The following is a 16,614-nucleotide window of genomic DNA, read 5'->3' as shown; positions in this document are numbered from 1 at the left end:
GACAGAACACTACAGGAGGCTTTGGCTTCCTGTTTGTTATGCCTTCTTTTCACTTTCCTCCATCTCCTTCAACTCCTGCTCCGCCTTCTTCGTCTTCTTCGGTGGCACCGGCTTTCCTTCAAAGATCGCCACAAACTCTTCCACAGACATTGTTTCGTCCTTCAGGAGCACCTTGGCAAGTTCGTGCAGCTTCTTTTCGTGCTGCTTCAGGAATCCTGCTGCGCGCTTGTACTGTTCTGCGATGGTCGTCTGTGCAAAGTGGTCAATCTTCTTTGCACTCTCTTCCGAGAAATTGCGACTCATGCCGAGGTCTGCACCGAGTGCTGCGGAGCCGGCTCGCTCGCCGTAGACCACGAGTCCGAGTTCATCATCCATGCCGTAGCGCATCGCCATGTTACGGGCGATTTGTGAGGCGCGTTCGAGGTCGTTGCTGGCACCGGTGGTGCTGTCTTTGAAGATGAGCTGCTCTGCAGCGCGACCACCGAGGAGTCCGCAGATTTCATCGAGGAATTTTTGCCTGCTGGTGGTGTAGACGTCTTCTTCCGGCAGGAACCAGGTGACACCGAGTGCGGAACCGCGGGAGACGATGCTGATTTTATGAAGCTTGTCGGATTCTTTGCAGAGGTAGCCGACAATGGCATGACCAAGCTCGTGGTAGGCAGTGATGTCTTTCTCTTTCTGATTGAGCTTGCGGGAGCGCTTTTCAGGACCGATGGTTACTTTCTCGAGTGCATCGACCATATCCTGCTGCGTGAGGGCCGGGTGACGGCGCTTGGCAGCGAAGATAGCAGCTTCGTTCATGATGTTTTCCAGATCTGCACCGGCAAGGCCGATCGACTGCTTGGCAATTGCGAGGTAATCGACGCCCTTTGCGACTTTCTTGTTGCGGGCGTGGACCATGAGAATCTGCTCGCGGGCTTCGAGATCCGGCTTATCAATATAGACGTGGCGGTCAAAGCGGCCCGGTCGGAGAAGGGCGCTATCGAGCACATCCGGACGGTTGGTGGCGGCCATGACGATGACGTTTGTCCCCTGCTCGAATCCGTCCATTTCGGTGAGGATCTGGTTGAGGGTCTGTTCGCGTTCATCGTGTCCTCCCCCGAATCCTGCGCCTCCACGCTGACGTCCGACGGCATCGATTTCATCGATGAAGATAATGCAGGGTGCGTTGCGTTTTGCGCGGACAAAGAGATCGCGCACGCGGGATGCACCGACTCCCACGAACATTTCCACGAATTCAGAACCGGCAATTGAGAAGAACGGTACACCTGCTTCACCGGCGACTGCGCGGGCGAGCAATGTCTTACCGGTTCCCGGAGGACCGACGAGCAGAACGCCTTTTGGAATCTTGGCACCGATATCCATGTATTTCTTCGGGTTTTTAAGGAAGTCGACGACTTCGACAAGTTCCTCTTTGGACTCATCGGCACCAGCCACATCCTTAAAGCGCGTCTTCACCTGCTTCGGATCGGCGACTCTGGCGCGGGATTTTCCGAATGAGAGCGCGTTATTCTGCGAGCGTGCAATGCCGCGGAAGAGCCAGACGACTCCACCGATAATCAAAAGGAAGAGGAGCAGATCGGGCAGTGCGGCCATCAGCATGTTGGTGGCTTCGCGGTTTTCGACGGTCACGATGGTGGCGTTGGCGGGATCGTTCCATCCAAGCTGGCTCACGGTATCGAGCATTTCCTTATAGGACTGCACGTAGGCGCCCGTCGAGGTTTCTGCAAAGACTTTACTGTCGCGGATGGTGATGGTCTTGAATGTGCCTTCTTTATATCCCTGCGTGATGTTACTGAGTGGCACAACCGGCGCATCAGCGTATTTCTGTTCGAGCTCACGACTGGGAGCACCGATATAGTAGAAAGACAGCATAATGAGGCCCGCAAAGAGCAGGACGCTCAGAAGCCATTGTTGTCTGTTACCCGGAGATCGTCGTGGTGCCATAGGAATAGAGACAGCCTAGCGTTTTTGTGTGTGTAAGAACAGGGAATACCGGGAATAATGTCAGGTTTTTTAGGAAGATTTTCTTCTATCCCGGCTGTAAATTCTAAAATCTACACTCTGGAGGAATTCTAAGAAAAATATCAAAAATAGAAGATTTTTCCTTTTCATTCGAATGTAGAATTTCGCAGATCACCTAGTATATCCTGCCGCTTCTGCAGCAGCTGCATTCGGGAAATATATTTTATTCGCAGGAGACAATCGATCTGCGTTCGCACTTCCAACCGGATAATATTTTTTGCCGCGTTTTGATGCAACAAACACAGACCCTGTGGGTGGCGCCTGAACAGATGCATTCTGCGGCACAGACAAACTGCGTACGGCAAACGCGCCACTGCCATCGGTCACGGCAACCTGCTCCCCTACTACAAGCACAGCACCATTGCGGACACTGCCTGCGAGCGCCCCGTTTCTCCAGCCCTCGATTGTGACAGACGGCAGACCGGCAGCATCGGAATCCTGAATGGTAATTCTATGCTGTACAGAGCGGAAAACAGTCACAAGGAGAATACCGAGGCAGAGACCAATGCCCAGCAGCAGGACCGATGCGGACCATACAAAAACAGCCGGGAGGACAATTGTTCCCCGCGGCTGTTGTGTGGAAGGCAAAAGAGAAAAGGTTACTGAGCTGCTGCAGATGACGGCGGTGTCTGGTCGATCTGCACCGGAACAACGTCGAGAATGACATCGGCACCTGCATCGTAGAGAATGGCACGGCTAGGGGTGACAATCAGGAAGTCACCGTTCTTTGCGCTGTTATAGAACGGGTTCTGGGCCTTCAGCTTTTCGACATCAACAATGGTGGCGACAGTCGGCTCGACGGATGTGTCGAGCGTCATGTGTGTTTTGACCATTTCCACAACTTCTTTGGCGCGCTGCTGGTTCTCGGCGGTATTGCCACCCTGCAGCTGATCAAGTTTCACAGACATCTGCTGGAGTTCAGCTTTTGCCTGACGGCGCTGTGCATCGAGAGCAATGACAACGACAACGAGGACAACGAGAGCGATCGGGATAATAAGACGTGGTTTCATGGAAAGATTGAGGAAAAGCGGACGAAGGATTCAAGTATAGGAAGAGATGAGGATCTTGCAAGAGCCCGACACCGCACCGCATTGACCACATTTTTCTCCTTTCGCAAAAAGACACAAGCGTTTGGTGAACGGTCGTCCCTTTTTCTGATTATTCTGTCACAACAGGTGCTTCAGGCTGCGGCTCGGCTTCAGGAGTCGGCGTTGGCTCTGTGACAACAGGAGTTTCTGGTTCTGTCGCAGCTGGAGCGATCGTCAGTTCTTCTGTGGGAGTGGGGTTTTCCGATGTGGCCGAGGAAGCAGAGGTTTCCGAGGTTACTGTTTCAGAACTTACTGATGAGGATGATGCCTCTGCTCCTCCATCGACCTCCTCGATTACTTCTTCCACTGAAGATGCAGAGGAAGACGGTGATTCGATCACTGGCTCAGAACTTGCAGATGATTCTTCTATCGGATCACCCATATTGAACGCACTGCGGATACTCTCCGCATCCTCTGTCACTTCCAGTGTATACCCATCCGGGAGATGAAGGAGCGGAGGAGTGATGGCGGTGTTCCAGAGGAAATCGATATGCAGATCCGGTTGTGTCCAGGTGTAGTCCTCGTGGTAACGGGCACAGGAATGAGGCTTGCCGTCTGCATCGAAGATGGCAATGCTTCTGATACAGGCGTTCCAGTACATATCACTGGAGACCGGGATATTGTCGGAGCCCATCGGGAAGATCATGGAGGTGTCGGCAACGGCGTTTGGCTGAACCGTGAAGCCGCTTCCCATGCTGATGAGTGCATGCCAGGAGAAGACAACATCTGTGTCCTGCGTGGCAGCGAATTCGATGGTGAATCCTGTCTGTGTGACCGGCTTGATGCGCCATGCGGAGAGAACGAAGTCATTGGGCGATGCAGTCACGACAGGAACTGCGGTGAAGCCGGATGAGAAGAGAACAGTTGCACCAGTTGTGTGTGCGGGGATGGTCACGGTACCGGCCTGTCTGCCGGAGACGCGGAGTTCCCCATGCACTTCAACATTTCCAAAGAACCGTGCGAGTCCATCGATCGTAATATCCCCAAGGATGATGAGACTGCGTTCGACGACAAGATCAGAAAGACTCAGGGTTGCACCGGAATCGAAGAGCAATGATCCGCTGCTGATTCGGATGTCTCCATTCACGGTCAGTGTACCGTCGATGGTTGCACCGGATGTGCTGTGGATGGTGGTTGCTGCAAGGGTGCCTGTAATGGTTGCACCTCCATCAATGGAGAGACCATTCGGGACAAAGAGGGAGGAAGCCATCAGCGTGCCATCCAGGTGGAGATCGCCACCGATTCTGGCATCCCCTCCGGTTGCCAGTGTCTGCTCGAGGACGAGTGTGGCAGCCGTGAGATCTGCAGCGAGCGCAGAACCTGTGGTGGTGATAACTGTGGTGGTGGAGCCTGTCTGACTCTTGATGAGAGCAAGCTGGTTCTTCAGGTCATCCAGCTCTGTCTGAAGAGAAAGAATATCTGCATCATAGGACTTGATGCCGGAGACCTGCTTCTGCACTTCTTCCTGGATCTGGGAATCGACATTCAGGTTTTCGAGACTGGATGCAACCATCAGCTGCACTTCATCACCGATCTTCATGGAAGCGATGGTATCAAGCACCTTCTGTCCGACGGCATCCACGGTCATGGAAGAGTTTCTGCGGGAGATGAGGACGTTGATGACGCCTTCGCCGGATGCAATACCTTCGAGCGCGACACCGACTGTCGATTCACCCGGCATCGCCTTGCGAGCGTAGCCTGGAGTGGAGGCAGGTGTGAGAGCGTCACCCGGACGGATGGAACCAGTACCGGAGACAATCACTTTGGTCGGCACCTGTCCGATGAGACCGATTAAGGCATATCCCGGAGGGATGATGCCGTCTGCACCGGTGATGCCGTTACCAATGAAGGCGGGGTTCGTGGAGACGATACCCATGACATTGCTGTCTGCTTCGTTGAGACAACGCTTCACAGTGTTGTTCTTGGTGATATCGATACAGACGACTTCACCGGATTTGAGTTTCTCGTTGCCGGAGTAGAACCACTCGGCGTAGTCGGCGCCGTTTGAGGTGTAGGCACCGTCTGCGAAGGTGGCACCGTTGGCCTGGATGCGGAAGACTTTGTTTTCGTCTGGTCCACCGAAGGAGGTGGTTGCATCGGAGATGATCTGGAAGACGTTACCGGTGGCATCTGCTCTTTCGGTGTTCAGAGTGAGAAGAACTCCCGTGTTGGATGCAAAGGTGAGGGATCCTGTGGATGTACGGGTGATGCGTGTGTCGAAGGCGCCGCGGTAACCGAAGAGGAGGTTTGGCGTGCGGGCACCGGACTGCGTGCTTGCTTGCAATGTAAGAACCGCACCAGAGGCGTAGATGGATGCACCTGTTCCGAAACTGGTCGTACTTCTAATGGTGAACTTTGCTTTCAGTGTTGTTGTGCCGATACCAACCATGCCTCCTGTTCCGGCCTGTACCGAGAGTGTCGGAGTGGATCTATTCAACAGTACATGTGCCGTGTTATCCGCATTGGCAATTGTCACAATGTCCTGCTTTCCATCTCTGTTCAGATCCGCAGTATCGAGAGTGAACGCATTTCCTGCCGTTGAGTAATTTGTTGCCGTATTAAAGGTACCGTTTCCTTTGTTCAAAAGAACAACAGGACTTGCAAGGACGATGTCGGGCACACCGTCTCCGTTCACATCGGTCAGACGAATATCGTGCCCGCTTGTTCCGGTTGGATAATCCACTTTTGTCGCAAAAGTTCCGTCTCCGTTATTGATGTGTACGGATGCATTCGTTTGCGTGGAAGAAATGGTGACGAAGTCCACTGCGCCATCCATGTTTACGTCACTGACCGCCATATAATTGATGCTGCTTTGCGTGCTGATATCCACTTTTGCGGCGAAGGTTCCGTTTCCTCTGTTCAGGAATGTAGAAACCACGTTGTCATTGCCACCACATGCAAGAATGTCCATATAACCGTCTCCGTTGATATCCCCCGCTTCGACATCGAACGTATGCCCGACGTTAGCTGCGTAATCCACTTTTGCGGCGAATGTTCCGTTTCCATTGTTAATGTAGACAGAGACCGTATTGTCGATATTTTCCGCAACAAGCACGTCCGGTCTTGCATCTCCGTTTACGTCGGCGGTAGCAATGTTCACCGGATAGGAAGCGGCATACGACACCTTTGTCGCAAACGTTCCGTCTCCGTTATTCAATTGCACAACCATATCCGATCCATCCGCGGCGGCAATGTCCAACATTCCGTCTCCGTTCAAGTCGCTCAATTGCAAACCGTAAATGGTTCCGCCTGTTGTAAAATCACTGCGGGAACCAAAGGTTCCGTCTCCGTTATTGAGGAATTTTGAGTACTGACCATTCAGTGTTCCGGTTACCATATCAACCGATCCGTCTCCATCAATGTCGCCCAAAGCGACGCTGTAGAAATTGCTGGTACCCGCATACGTTACCGCACTTGGGAATGCTCCTGCCGAAGTAAACAGTGCACTACCGGCCTGTATGGAACCGATATTGGTAATGTTCCCTTCCTGTGTCAGACGCGTAATGCCCTGCGTTGCAAGACCTGCATTGGTAATATTGAGATACTTCTGAAAGCCATTGATGCTGCTGAGCGTGACACCGGAGAGGTTTAAGCCCGGAGTCACCAGAGAACCGGTCATGGTATCTCCCCCAATCTCCACAAAGTTTCCACCTGTACCTCCTCCATCCGTACCACAGGAGAAGCGGCCGGTTGTGCTGTCCCAGAGAAGCTTACTGGTGGATGCATTGTCACAATCAGAGAGACCTGCACCACGAATGGTGTTGTCTGCATACAGAGATGCACCGGAGAAGGTACCGTTTGTCGACAGTACCGTGGCAGAGCTTCTCCAGAGACGGGTATCAAAGTTCCCTCTGTATCCAAAGAGGATATGGCGGGATGCAGTGGAGGTGGCATCGAGTGCAAGAATGGCACCGGATGCTGCCATGTATGCTCCTGTTCCGTAGCGTGTCGTGTTTACGACTGTCAGCGCTCCCGATCCGCGCGTTGTTCCCGTCTGCTTCACCATCAATGTGCCGGAAGAGGTGAGTTCTTTCTCTGCATGGATGATGGCACCGGAGAATGTGTTTACAACTTTGAGTCCGAGCGAGCCGAGTGTGCCGTTCTTGATATCGATGATGAGTGTACCCGTCATGGTATCGCCGATCTTCTTCACAAAGTTTGCACTGCCGATGGTCATGACGTTTCCGGTGGAGAAGCTTCCTCCGGACTGATCTGTCCCACAGGAGAAGCGTCCGGTTGTAGAGTCCCAGAGAAGCTTGGATGTTGCTGCGGTATCACAATCACTTAAACCTGCTCCGCTGATCGATGTTCCTGCGTAGAGGCTTGATCCACTGATGGCTCCTTCTGCAACAATCGAACCAGAGGAACGGATCGCAGAGTTTGCGTAGAGTGTGACACCGGAGAATGTTCCATTGGTAGAGAGAGTTGCAGCACCGCTTCTCCAGAGAGCCGTATCAAAGTTTCCCTTATACCCAAACAGAATATGCGGAGACTTGCTGTTGCCCGCGCCACCTGCCGTACTATCCAGGACAAGAATGGCACCGGATGCTGCCATGTATGACCCTGTTCCGTAGCGTGTTGTATTTACCACCGTCAGCGCTCCTGATCCACGTGTTGTTCCCGTCTGCTTCACCATCAATGTGCCGGAAGAGGTGAGTTCTTTCTCTGCATGGATGATGGCACCGCTCAATGTATTGATCACTCTCAGTCCAAGTGATCCGAGTGTGCCGTTCTTGATATCAATGATGAGTGTACCCGTCATGGTATCGCCGATCTTCTTCACAAAGTTTGCACTGCCGATGGTCATGACGTTTCCGGTGGAGAAACCTCCTCCGGCTGTATCCGTTCCACAGCTGAAGCGTCCGGTTGTAGAGTCCCAGAGGAGTTTGCTGGAAGAAGCGACATCACAATCGGTGAGTCCTGCGCCCTGCAGAGATGTTGCAGCGTAGACAGTGGAACCGGAGAATCCCGGACCACGGACAATGAGTCCGCCTGTACCGATGGTCACCTGACCACCCGTACCGAAGGATGCATGTCCTGCAACGAAGAGACTGGTTGCGGTGCTGATCGATCCCTGGAAGTTTGCGTCCATCCCCTGTGTAATTCCGTGGATGGTCAGACTTCCCACTTCCAGGCTGCCGATTTCCGCAGTCTGCGTGTACGTACCGCCGAGGTCATACACATAGAGACGGGTACCGCCTGTGTACGACACGTAGGCATAGCGGCCATCAACAATAATCTGGTTGAGCGTGGTCAGTCCGGCCGACACTGTCGACACAACAGTAGGAGCGCGCGGATCACTGATATCAATGGTGATCAATCCGTTTGCACCGACCACATATGCGTAGCGGCCCGAGACTGCAATGGCAGACTGCGTTCCCACTGCAGCAGAACCAAGCGTCAGTACGCTCGCGGGGTTACTGACATCGAAGATCTGCAGACCTGCGGTATTGATGACATATGCGTAGCGTTCCTGAATCGCAACACCATTTGGGGTGGTACCGGCGGATGTTGTGCCAATGCTCACCGGAGACCACGGATTTTTGAGGTCGATAATCTGGAGCGTGCCGCCGCCACCGTTGGTCACATAAGCGTAGCGCCCTGCAACGGCAATCGCATTCGGCGTCGTACCGGTTGCCACCGTTCCGCCGCTCACCATGTTTGCAGGATTACTGATGTCGACTGTCTGGAAGCGGGCCGATGTCGTATTCAAGCTGAAGAGATATCTACCCTGAATCGCCAGTGCATTGACTGCCGATGTCGGCGTGAACACATGCAACGGAACCATGGCGGACGGATTGCTGATATCGAAGGACTGGATTTTTGTCTGCACTCCGATAAACGCGTACTTACCCTGCACCACAATAGATGCGGGGTTACTGGATGTGACGTTCGCTGTCGAAAGAGACTTCGGACCGGTCGGAATGCTCACATCAAACGAACGGAGCACGGTGCCGGCTGTGGAAATAATCGTATTTCCCTGCAGAGCCATATGATCAATAGCTGCAGTGGTCGACGTATTTCCAATCAACACGGGTGTTTTTCCCGGTACAAAGAGCTGCGGCATAATCATACCGGATCCTCCACGGATACCGCCGGTACCAATCAGCACAGTTCCCGATCGCGGCAGCGTGCGGATGAGCGGGAATGCACCTGTTCCAGACACATTCAGCCCGACACCGGACATGGTGCCGATCACAGAAAGTCCGACTGCACTCGAACCGGATGTCGAACGGATGATCAGCGATCCCGTCATTGTATCGCCGGATCTCTTCACGTAGCGCGCGTCACCAATCACCACCACCTGCCCGGACCCGAATCCTGCGCCACCTGTCTGATCTATGCCACAGGAGAAACGACCTGTTGTTGCGTTCCAGAGAAGCTTGTCTGTTCCCACAGACGTACAATCGACGAGACCTGCACCACGGATGGATGTCCCTGCGTAGAGAGTGGAACCGGAGATAGCACCTTCTGCAGTGATACTTCCTGAAGAGTTCACGGAATTCTTTCCGTACACGGTTGATCCAGAGATTGTATCGAAGCGAACGAGAGATCCGGTGATGGTGGCGTTCAGGCTGAATGATGTGCCATTCAAACCGAGACCCTTGCCTGCTGTGTACGTTGTGTTTGTATCGGTGTCAGCACCACATTCGAATTTTCCGGTAACCGTGTTCCAGAGAAGTTTCTGGTTTGCGTTGTTACAAGCCTGGAGTCCGAAGCCGTTGATCGTCGCACCGGTGAGGTTTCCTTCGAGAACGATGGAACCGGATGATGCGATGAGATTTTTTCCGTAGACAGTAGAACCGGAGAGTGTCTGGAAGCGGATGAGTGATCCTGTGAGAGTGGCATTCAAGGTGAGAACTGTTCCGTTCAGAGAAAGACCCTGACCTGCCGTGTATGTTGTATTTGTATCGGTGTCGGTATCTGTCCCACAGGAGAAGCGGCCGCTCGTTGCATCCCAGAGAAGTTTGCTGGTACCGGATGTGTCACAATCCACAAGACCCGCACCATTGAGAGAGGTTCCAAGGTACAGCGACGATCCGGATGCAGCGCCTTCAAAGACCAATGATCCGGATGTACTGAGTGTTTTCTCCGCGTGCAGAATAGAACCGGATGCGGCACTAAAGATCTTGATACCCGTCGTATCAATACGGAATTTCTCTGCTCCGGTAATAGAAGCGGAAATGGCGCTGCCGACACTCGAGAAGAATCCGGTCGTTGTCGCATCGGTCCACACCATGCCGGGCGCACTGACGGTGCCACGCGGAATTCTCACCTGATTCGGAAATGCCTGAAAGGCGGTATTCCCACCAACCACCAGCTCTAAATGATTGTCCCCCCCATGGAATATTCCGTCATTCGTTCCTCCGAATTTAATGGAAGGAGAGCCAAATGCTCCATGACCGATTTCAAGCGTTGCACCGGAGAAACCCGCTTTTGTCCAAATATTGCCTCTCGCCATGATCGTACCGCTGGAACTCAGTGTTTTTTCCGCATGGATGATAGCACCGGAAAGAGTATTCAGGACTTTCAGTCCGATCGATCCCAGTGTTCCGCCCTGCATATCAATCACCAGTGCACCGGTCATCGTATCTCCCTGCTTGCTGACGTACTTCGCATTGCCGATCGTCAGTACATTGCCGGTGGAGAAGTATGACGTCGTATCTGTATCCGTCCCACAACTGAAGCGACCGCTTGTGCTGTCCCAGAGCAGTTTGTTTGTGCCTGCGACGTCACAATCAGCAAGACCTGCACCACGGAGCGATGTGCCCGCGAACAGAGTCGATCCGCTGATGGCTCCTTCTGCAGTGATGGAGCCGGATGAGTTCACGGAATTCTTTCCGTACACGGTTGATCCAGAGATTGTATCGAAGCGAACGAGAGATCCGGTGATGGCGGCGTTCAGGCTGAATGATGTGCCATTCAAACCGAGACCCTTGCCTGCTGTGTATGTTGTGTTTGTATCGGTGTCAGCACCACATTCGAATTTTCCGGTTGCCGTGTTCCAGAGAAGCTTCTGTCCGACTGCAGAACAGGATGTGAGACCAAACCCATTGATCGTAGCACCCGTGAGGTTTCCTTCGAGAACGATGGAACCGGATGAGGCGATGAGATTCTTTCCGTAGACAGTAGAACCGGAGAGTGTCTGGAAGCGGATGAGTGATCCTGTGAGAGTGGCATTCAAGGTGAGAACTGTTCCGTTCAGAGAAAGACCCTGACCAGCCGTGTATGTTGTATTCGTATCGGTATCTGTGCCACAAGAGAAGCGACCGGATGTGCTGTCCCAGAGAAGTTTGCTGGTGGATGATGTGTCACAATCAATCAGTCCTCCACCACGGATACTTGTTCCTGCAAAGAGTGTCGATCCGCTGATCGCACCTTCTGCGGTGATGGAACCGGAAGAACGGAGTGCGGAATTTGCATAGAGTGTCGTACCGGAGATGGTGCCTCGTACATTGATGAGTGCAGCATCGGTCGGTGTATGCGTGTTGCCGTTCTGGACAACGAGTGCGCCGGTCATTGTTCCACCCGCAGTGCGCACGTAGCGCGCGTCACCGATCGTCATCACATTGCCGCTCGACATGCTGCCCGCTCCGCCACCGGACTGATCTGTCCCACAACTGAAGCGGCCAGTTGTTGCATCCCAGAGAAGTTTGCTGGTACCGGATGTGTCACAATCGATGAGTCCTGCGCCACGCAGTGATGTTCCTGCAAAGAGTGTTGATCCGCTGATAGCTCCTTCTGCAGTGATGGAACCGGAAGAGTTCACGGAATTCTTTCCATACACGGTTGAACCGGAGATCGTGTCGAAGCGGACAAGTGAACCGGTGATCGTTGCATTGAGCGTGATCACAGTTCCATTCACACTCAGACCCTGGCCTGCAGTATAGGCAGTACCAGTGTTCTGATCAGTGCCACAGGAGAAGCGGCCACTCACAGAGTTCCAGAGCAACTTCGATGTCCCTGCAGTGGAACAATCGATGAGGCCGGCACCGCGGAGGGATGTCCCCGCAAAGAGTGTTGATCCGCTGATGGCTCCTTCTGCGGTGATGGAACCGGAGGAGTTCACGGAATTCTTTCCGTAAACAGTAGAACCGGAGATTGTATCGAAGCGGACGAGTGAACCAGTGATCGTATTATTCAGAGAGAAGCTTGTGCCGTTCAGGCCAAGACCCTTTCCTGCTGTGTAGGTTGTATTGGTATCCGTATCGACATCAGCACCACATTCGAATTTGCCTGTTACGGTGTTCCACAGAAGTTTCTGCGATGCGCCATTACATGACTGTAATCCAAATCCGTTGATCGTGGCACCACTCAAGTTTCCTTCCAGCACAATGGAGCCGGATGAGGCGATGAGATTCTTGCCGTAGACCGTGGAACCAGAGAGCGTCTGGAAGCGGATGAGTGATCCGGTGAGAGTGGCATTCAGTGTGAAAACCGTTCCATTCAGAGAAAGACCCTGCCCAGCCGTGTATGTTGTATTTGTATCGGTGTCGGTATCTGTCCCACACGCAAAGCGCCCGTTTGTTGCATCCCAGAGAAGTTTGCTGGTGCCGGATGTATCGCAATCGATGAGGCCCGCACCGCGGAGAGAAGAACCGAGATACAGTGATGATCCGGATGCAGCACCTTCAAACACCAGTGTGCCGGATGTCGTCAGATTTTTTTCTGCATGAATCTGCGCACCGGAGAGTGTATTGATAACGTTCAGACCAACAGATGCGAGCGTGCCATTGCGGATATCAATCACGAGAGCACCGGTCATGGTGTCACCCTGCTTCTTCACGTAGCGTACATCTGCGATAGCAGTGGAGAGCCCTGTGCCGACTGCATTGTCTGTGCCACAGGTAAATTGCTTTGTCACAGAATCCCAGAGCAGTTTCTGGTTCACGGCATCACAGGATGTGAGACCCGCACCTTCGATGCTTGATGCAACGTAGAGCGACGCACCGGAAATGGATCCGACCACTTCGAGTGTTGCAGCCGGGGTATCGGTGCCGATACCAACGGAGTCTGTGGAATCTGTCAGGTAGACAACACCCGTTCCCTCGGTCCAGCCGCTTGGAGCGGCTGCGGTTGTCGTTGTTGTGTTGTTGATGATGGTCGTCGTCGAACTCTGCGGTGATCCTCCGCTCCGCTGACCTCCGGCGCGGCGCGTCGGTTCATTGCCCTGAGGAGCAAGCGTGCGGATCTGTTCCAGGTACGGGAAGTCATGCCAGACCGGACGACCGTTTTCAATCATGAGAATCTGACCCTGTGTCCCAAGTCCGATACTGGACCAGAGACCCGGCAACGCCGTAAATGTGTTATCCGGAGCGGCACCGTGCAGCTGAGATGACGGGTATGCAGGATAGACCGGCAAAATATCCGGAACAGGACGAGCCGGGGGATTTCCTGCTGCAGAGTGACTTGCAAGCAAACGTGCAAGGCGGGAGGCGCGACGTTCGGCGACATGGCGGAGCAGCGTTGCAGCATCACTGACTTTGGTTACACGCATTCTCTGTCCGTTCACAACAGCAATCTCCTCGGTCATCGCGACAAGCGGATATGCAATCGCTCCTGCAGTATCGGTACTCATGGTACTGACAACAAACGTGCGTGACGCAATCATGTCACCGGTCCCTGTCTCTACGGCAGCTTTTTCAGGAGTAAGCATCTGGAGCACAGATGCCTGTGAGCGGAGCGTTGATGTACTGAGCAGTGTGACAAGCAGCAACAGCGCAGCGAGTATGCCGTAATTTTTCCAGCTGAATGTTTTCGGTGAGACCTCGGTCACCAGTGACTGCGTCAGTGCGTCTGCAATGTGACGCGCAATCTGTGCGCGGGAATATCCGGTCATGTGCTGCAGGTACCGGCGGACCAGCCCCTTGTCTTCACGGGTGAGCACTCCGTATCGGAAACATGCGAGCGTTTCATGCACCCATGTAATTTTTTCCTGCTTGGAAATTGCCACCGGCAACGGTGTCAGTGTCAGCACATCAGCACTGCGCAATGCGTCGAGAGAGCCGATGGTCTGAAACGGAGATTGCATTGGTTTTTGTGTGATGAGCCTCAGGCTCTTTTTTCGATGTATCGTATTATTATAGCGCAAAACTCATTTTCTGGGTATCCACCAGACCATGAAGATATTATTTTGCAAATGCTATATACATAGCCTCTAATAAGCCAAATGCCGGCTTAAAAACATGATGCGATAAGGCACCTTTACCACCCTATTTTCCAATTTTTCCCGATACCGGTTTCTCCGATGAAGCCGGCAGGCATTTCCAGCGCATACTGCGCCGGCCCCTCGGACGGATATTCTATACAGGGATCGGCTTCGCAGGGCTGCATGGTTGTCGCGGACACGTAGGTTTTGTCTGCGTCAAAAAAAACAATATCGAGCGGGACGAGCGTGTTCTTCATCCAGAACGCACGGGGCGCGGAATCGGTAAATGCAAACACCATGCCGCGTACCACTTTCGGACGGAACATCAGCCCCCTCGCCTGCTCTTCAGGAGTGGACGCCCACTCCACATCCAGAGACAGTGTTGCTCCCGTATCTGAATACAGTGTGACGGTGCGCACAGGCATAGGCACGATCTCTACGAAAAACGATGCAACAGTCATGCCGACAAGAAGCACCATCATGCCTCCGAATAACCATACGAAACGCCGCATCATACACCGCGCAGGGAATGGATTGCCGCTTCTCTGTCTGCCTGTCCGAAAATTGCACTGCCTGCCACAAGATTGTTTGCCCCTGCTTCACGGACAAGCGCTGCAGTTTCGACATTGATACCGCCATCCACCTGGATCATCAGTGACGGATGCGCGATGCGCAGAGCGCGGATTTTATCAAGCACAGAAGGAATAAAAGCCTGGCCGCCGAATCCCGGATGTACAGACATGAAAAGCACGAGATCCACATCCTCCACACAGTCGGCAATCTCTTCAATCGGTGTTTCCGGATTGAGTGCAATACCGGCTGTCGCTCTCCCTTCGTGAATAGTGTTGATGAGAGCCTGGCGGGCATCCCGGGTGGGAACTGCTTCTGCGTGAAAACTGATGTGTGATACCTGCAGTGCAAGAAATTCAGCAAGACGGTCCGCGGGATTCTTCACCATCAGGTGAATATCGAGCGGGAGTGATGTGACGAGATTTTTGATAACCGGTGCGCCAAAGCTCAGATTCGGCACAAAGTGTCCGTCCATGACATCGACCTGAATCCAGTCTGCACTTTTGATTGTATCAACCTCATCCTGCAAATGTGCAAGATCAGCTGAGAGAATCGAGGGGGTGATGAGGGTTTTCATGCGAGGGGGGTATCGAGATCGGCAATGCGTGCGATGTGACGGCCCCCTTCGAAGTCTGTTTCCAGGAAAACGTCAACCATCGCATGTGCAAGGGCGCTATCGGTGAATCTGGCTCCCAGGCTCATCACGTTTGCATCATTATGAGCCCGGGCCAAACGGGCGATTTCTACGCTGTAACAGACCGCCGCACGGATGCCCCGCACCTTGTTCGCTGCCATCGCTTCACCGTTGCCGCTGCCGCCGAAAATAATACCCGGACAGCTGTATTCAAGGACGGCAGCCGCTCCTTTTCGCATGATAGCGGGATAGTCGACAGATTCCGTAGAAAATGTTCCTACATCAATCACGTCAATCCCTTTGGATTGCAGATGTGTCTTTACCGATTCTTTGAGAGGAAAGCCTGCATGATCTGCAGCCAGGACGACGCGGGTGGGGAGTTGCATGAGTGGAGTATAGGGTTACACTCCCCACATGAAAAGAACGCCCCTCATCGCCGCAAACTGGAAAATGAACGCCCCGCCGCCTGGTTGGGATGCCGAGGATTCTCCATACCGGAATCGTGACGGCGTGGACATTGTTGTCTTTCCGACATTTCTGGATGTCCACACGTGCGTCGAACATTTCCTGGTGACGGGCGGACAATATGGAAGAGCGGAAGAAAAAGGCGCTATGACCGGCGATGTCAGCATGCAACTCCTCGCGAATCACGGATGCACGTACGTGCTCTGCGGTCACTCGGAACGACGCATACATCATGCAGAGCATGACGGCATGATTGCCGCACAGGTGCAGGCGGCAATCCAGACCGGGCTGCATCCTATTCTCTGTATTGGAGAAACAGCTGATGAGCGTGAAATGGGACAGGCCACAGACGTGATTCAAAAACAACTCTCTGCCATTCTTCAGTCATCGATCAATCTCTCATCTCTGACGATCGCCTACGAACCCGTCTGGGCAATCGGCAACGGACAGACGGCGCAGCCACAGGACATTCAGGAAATGCATACAGCCATCCGCGCACTTTTGTCAGAACAAGGTCATGAAAACGTCCGTATTATATATGGAGGATCTGTAAAGCCGGAGAACGCCAGTGCAATCCTCTCACTGCCGGATGTCGACGGTGCACTTGTTGGAGCATCATCTCTCGATCCATCCGCCTTCCGGAAAATTCTCGACAGTCTCCCTATCTGATTCCCCTCCTCCGT

The 16,614-nt window shown here is 53.3% G+C and carries 8 protein-coding genes; 1 reads left to right on the top strand and 7 read right to left on the bottom strand.

Annotated features, from left to right (window positions below; genetic code table 11):
- Positions 1–36: 36 nt before the first annotated feature.
- From ftsH to rpiB, 7 genes are all read right to left on the bottom strand, one after another.
- Complete coding sequence (gene ftsH / locus K8942_01280; GenBank protein ID UPA22828.1) at positions 37–1,947, bottom strand: ATP-dependent zinc metalloprotease FtsH; 1,911 nt, start codon at positions 1,945–1,947, stop codon at positions 37–39.
- Between the two features lie 189 nt (positions 1,948–2,136).
- Positions 2,137–2,613, bottom strand: coding sequence for a hypothetical protein (locus tag K8942_01275; protein UPA22827.1), 477 nt, complete (start codon positions 2,611–2,613; stop codon positions 2,137–2,139).
- Positions 2,614–2,624: 11 nt separating this feature from the next.
- On the bottom strand, positions 2,625–3,035 hold the full coding sequence (locus tag K8942_01270) for a hypothetical protein (GenBank protein UPA22826.1): 411 nt from the start codon (positions 3,033–3,035) through the stop codon (positions 2,625–2,627).
- 148 nt (positions 3,036–3,183) lie between these two features.
- The gene (locus K8942_01265; protein UPA22825.1) at positions 3,184–14,145 is read right to left on the bottom strand and encodes an FG-GAP-like repeat-containing protein; all 10,962 of its coding nucleotides are present in this window, start codon (positions 14,143–14,145) and stop codon (positions 3,184–3,186) included.
- A gap of 173 nt (positions 14,146–14,318) precedes the next feature.
- Positions 14,319–14,744: a DUF192 domain-containing protein gene (locus K8942_01260; GenBank protein ID UPA23137.1), complete on the bottom strand. Its 426-nt coding sequence runs from the start codon at positions 14,742–14,744 to the stop codon at positions 14,319–14,321.
- Positions 14,745–14,773: 29 nt separating this feature from the next.
- Positions 14,774–15,409 (bottom strand): ribulose-phosphate 3-epimerase, encoded by a 636-nt coding sequence (rpe, locus tag K8942_01255; GenBank protein ID UPA22824.1) that lies wholly within the window; start codon positions 15,407–15,409, stop codon positions 14,774–14,776.
- Positions 15,406–15,852, bottom strand: coding sequence for a ribose 5-phosphate isomerase B (gene rpiB, locus K8942_01250; GenBank protein UPA22823.1), 447 nt, complete (start codon positions 15,850–15,852; stop codon positions 15,406–15,408). The genes rpe and rpiB overlap by 4 nt, the downstream gene beginning before the upstream one ends.
- 28 nt (positions 15,853–15,880) lie before the next feature.
- On the opposite strand from rpiB, the gene tpiA reads away from it, so the two are divergent.
- Positions 15,881–16,600, top strand: coding sequence for a triose-phosphate isomerase (gene tpiA / locus K8942_01245; GenBank protein UPA22822.1), 720 nt, complete (start codon positions 15,881–15,883; stop codon positions 16,598–16,600).
- Positions 16,601–16,614 lie beyond the last annotated feature (14 nt).

It is taken from the genome of Candidatus Peribacteria bacterium, assembly GCA_023038255.1.
Lineage (GTDB): Bacteria > Patescibacteriota > Gracilibacteria > Peribacterales > Peribacteraceae > CALREJ01.
Note: the sequence above shows the minus strand (reverse complement) of the source record. Positions and strands in the feature narration are given on the sequence as shown.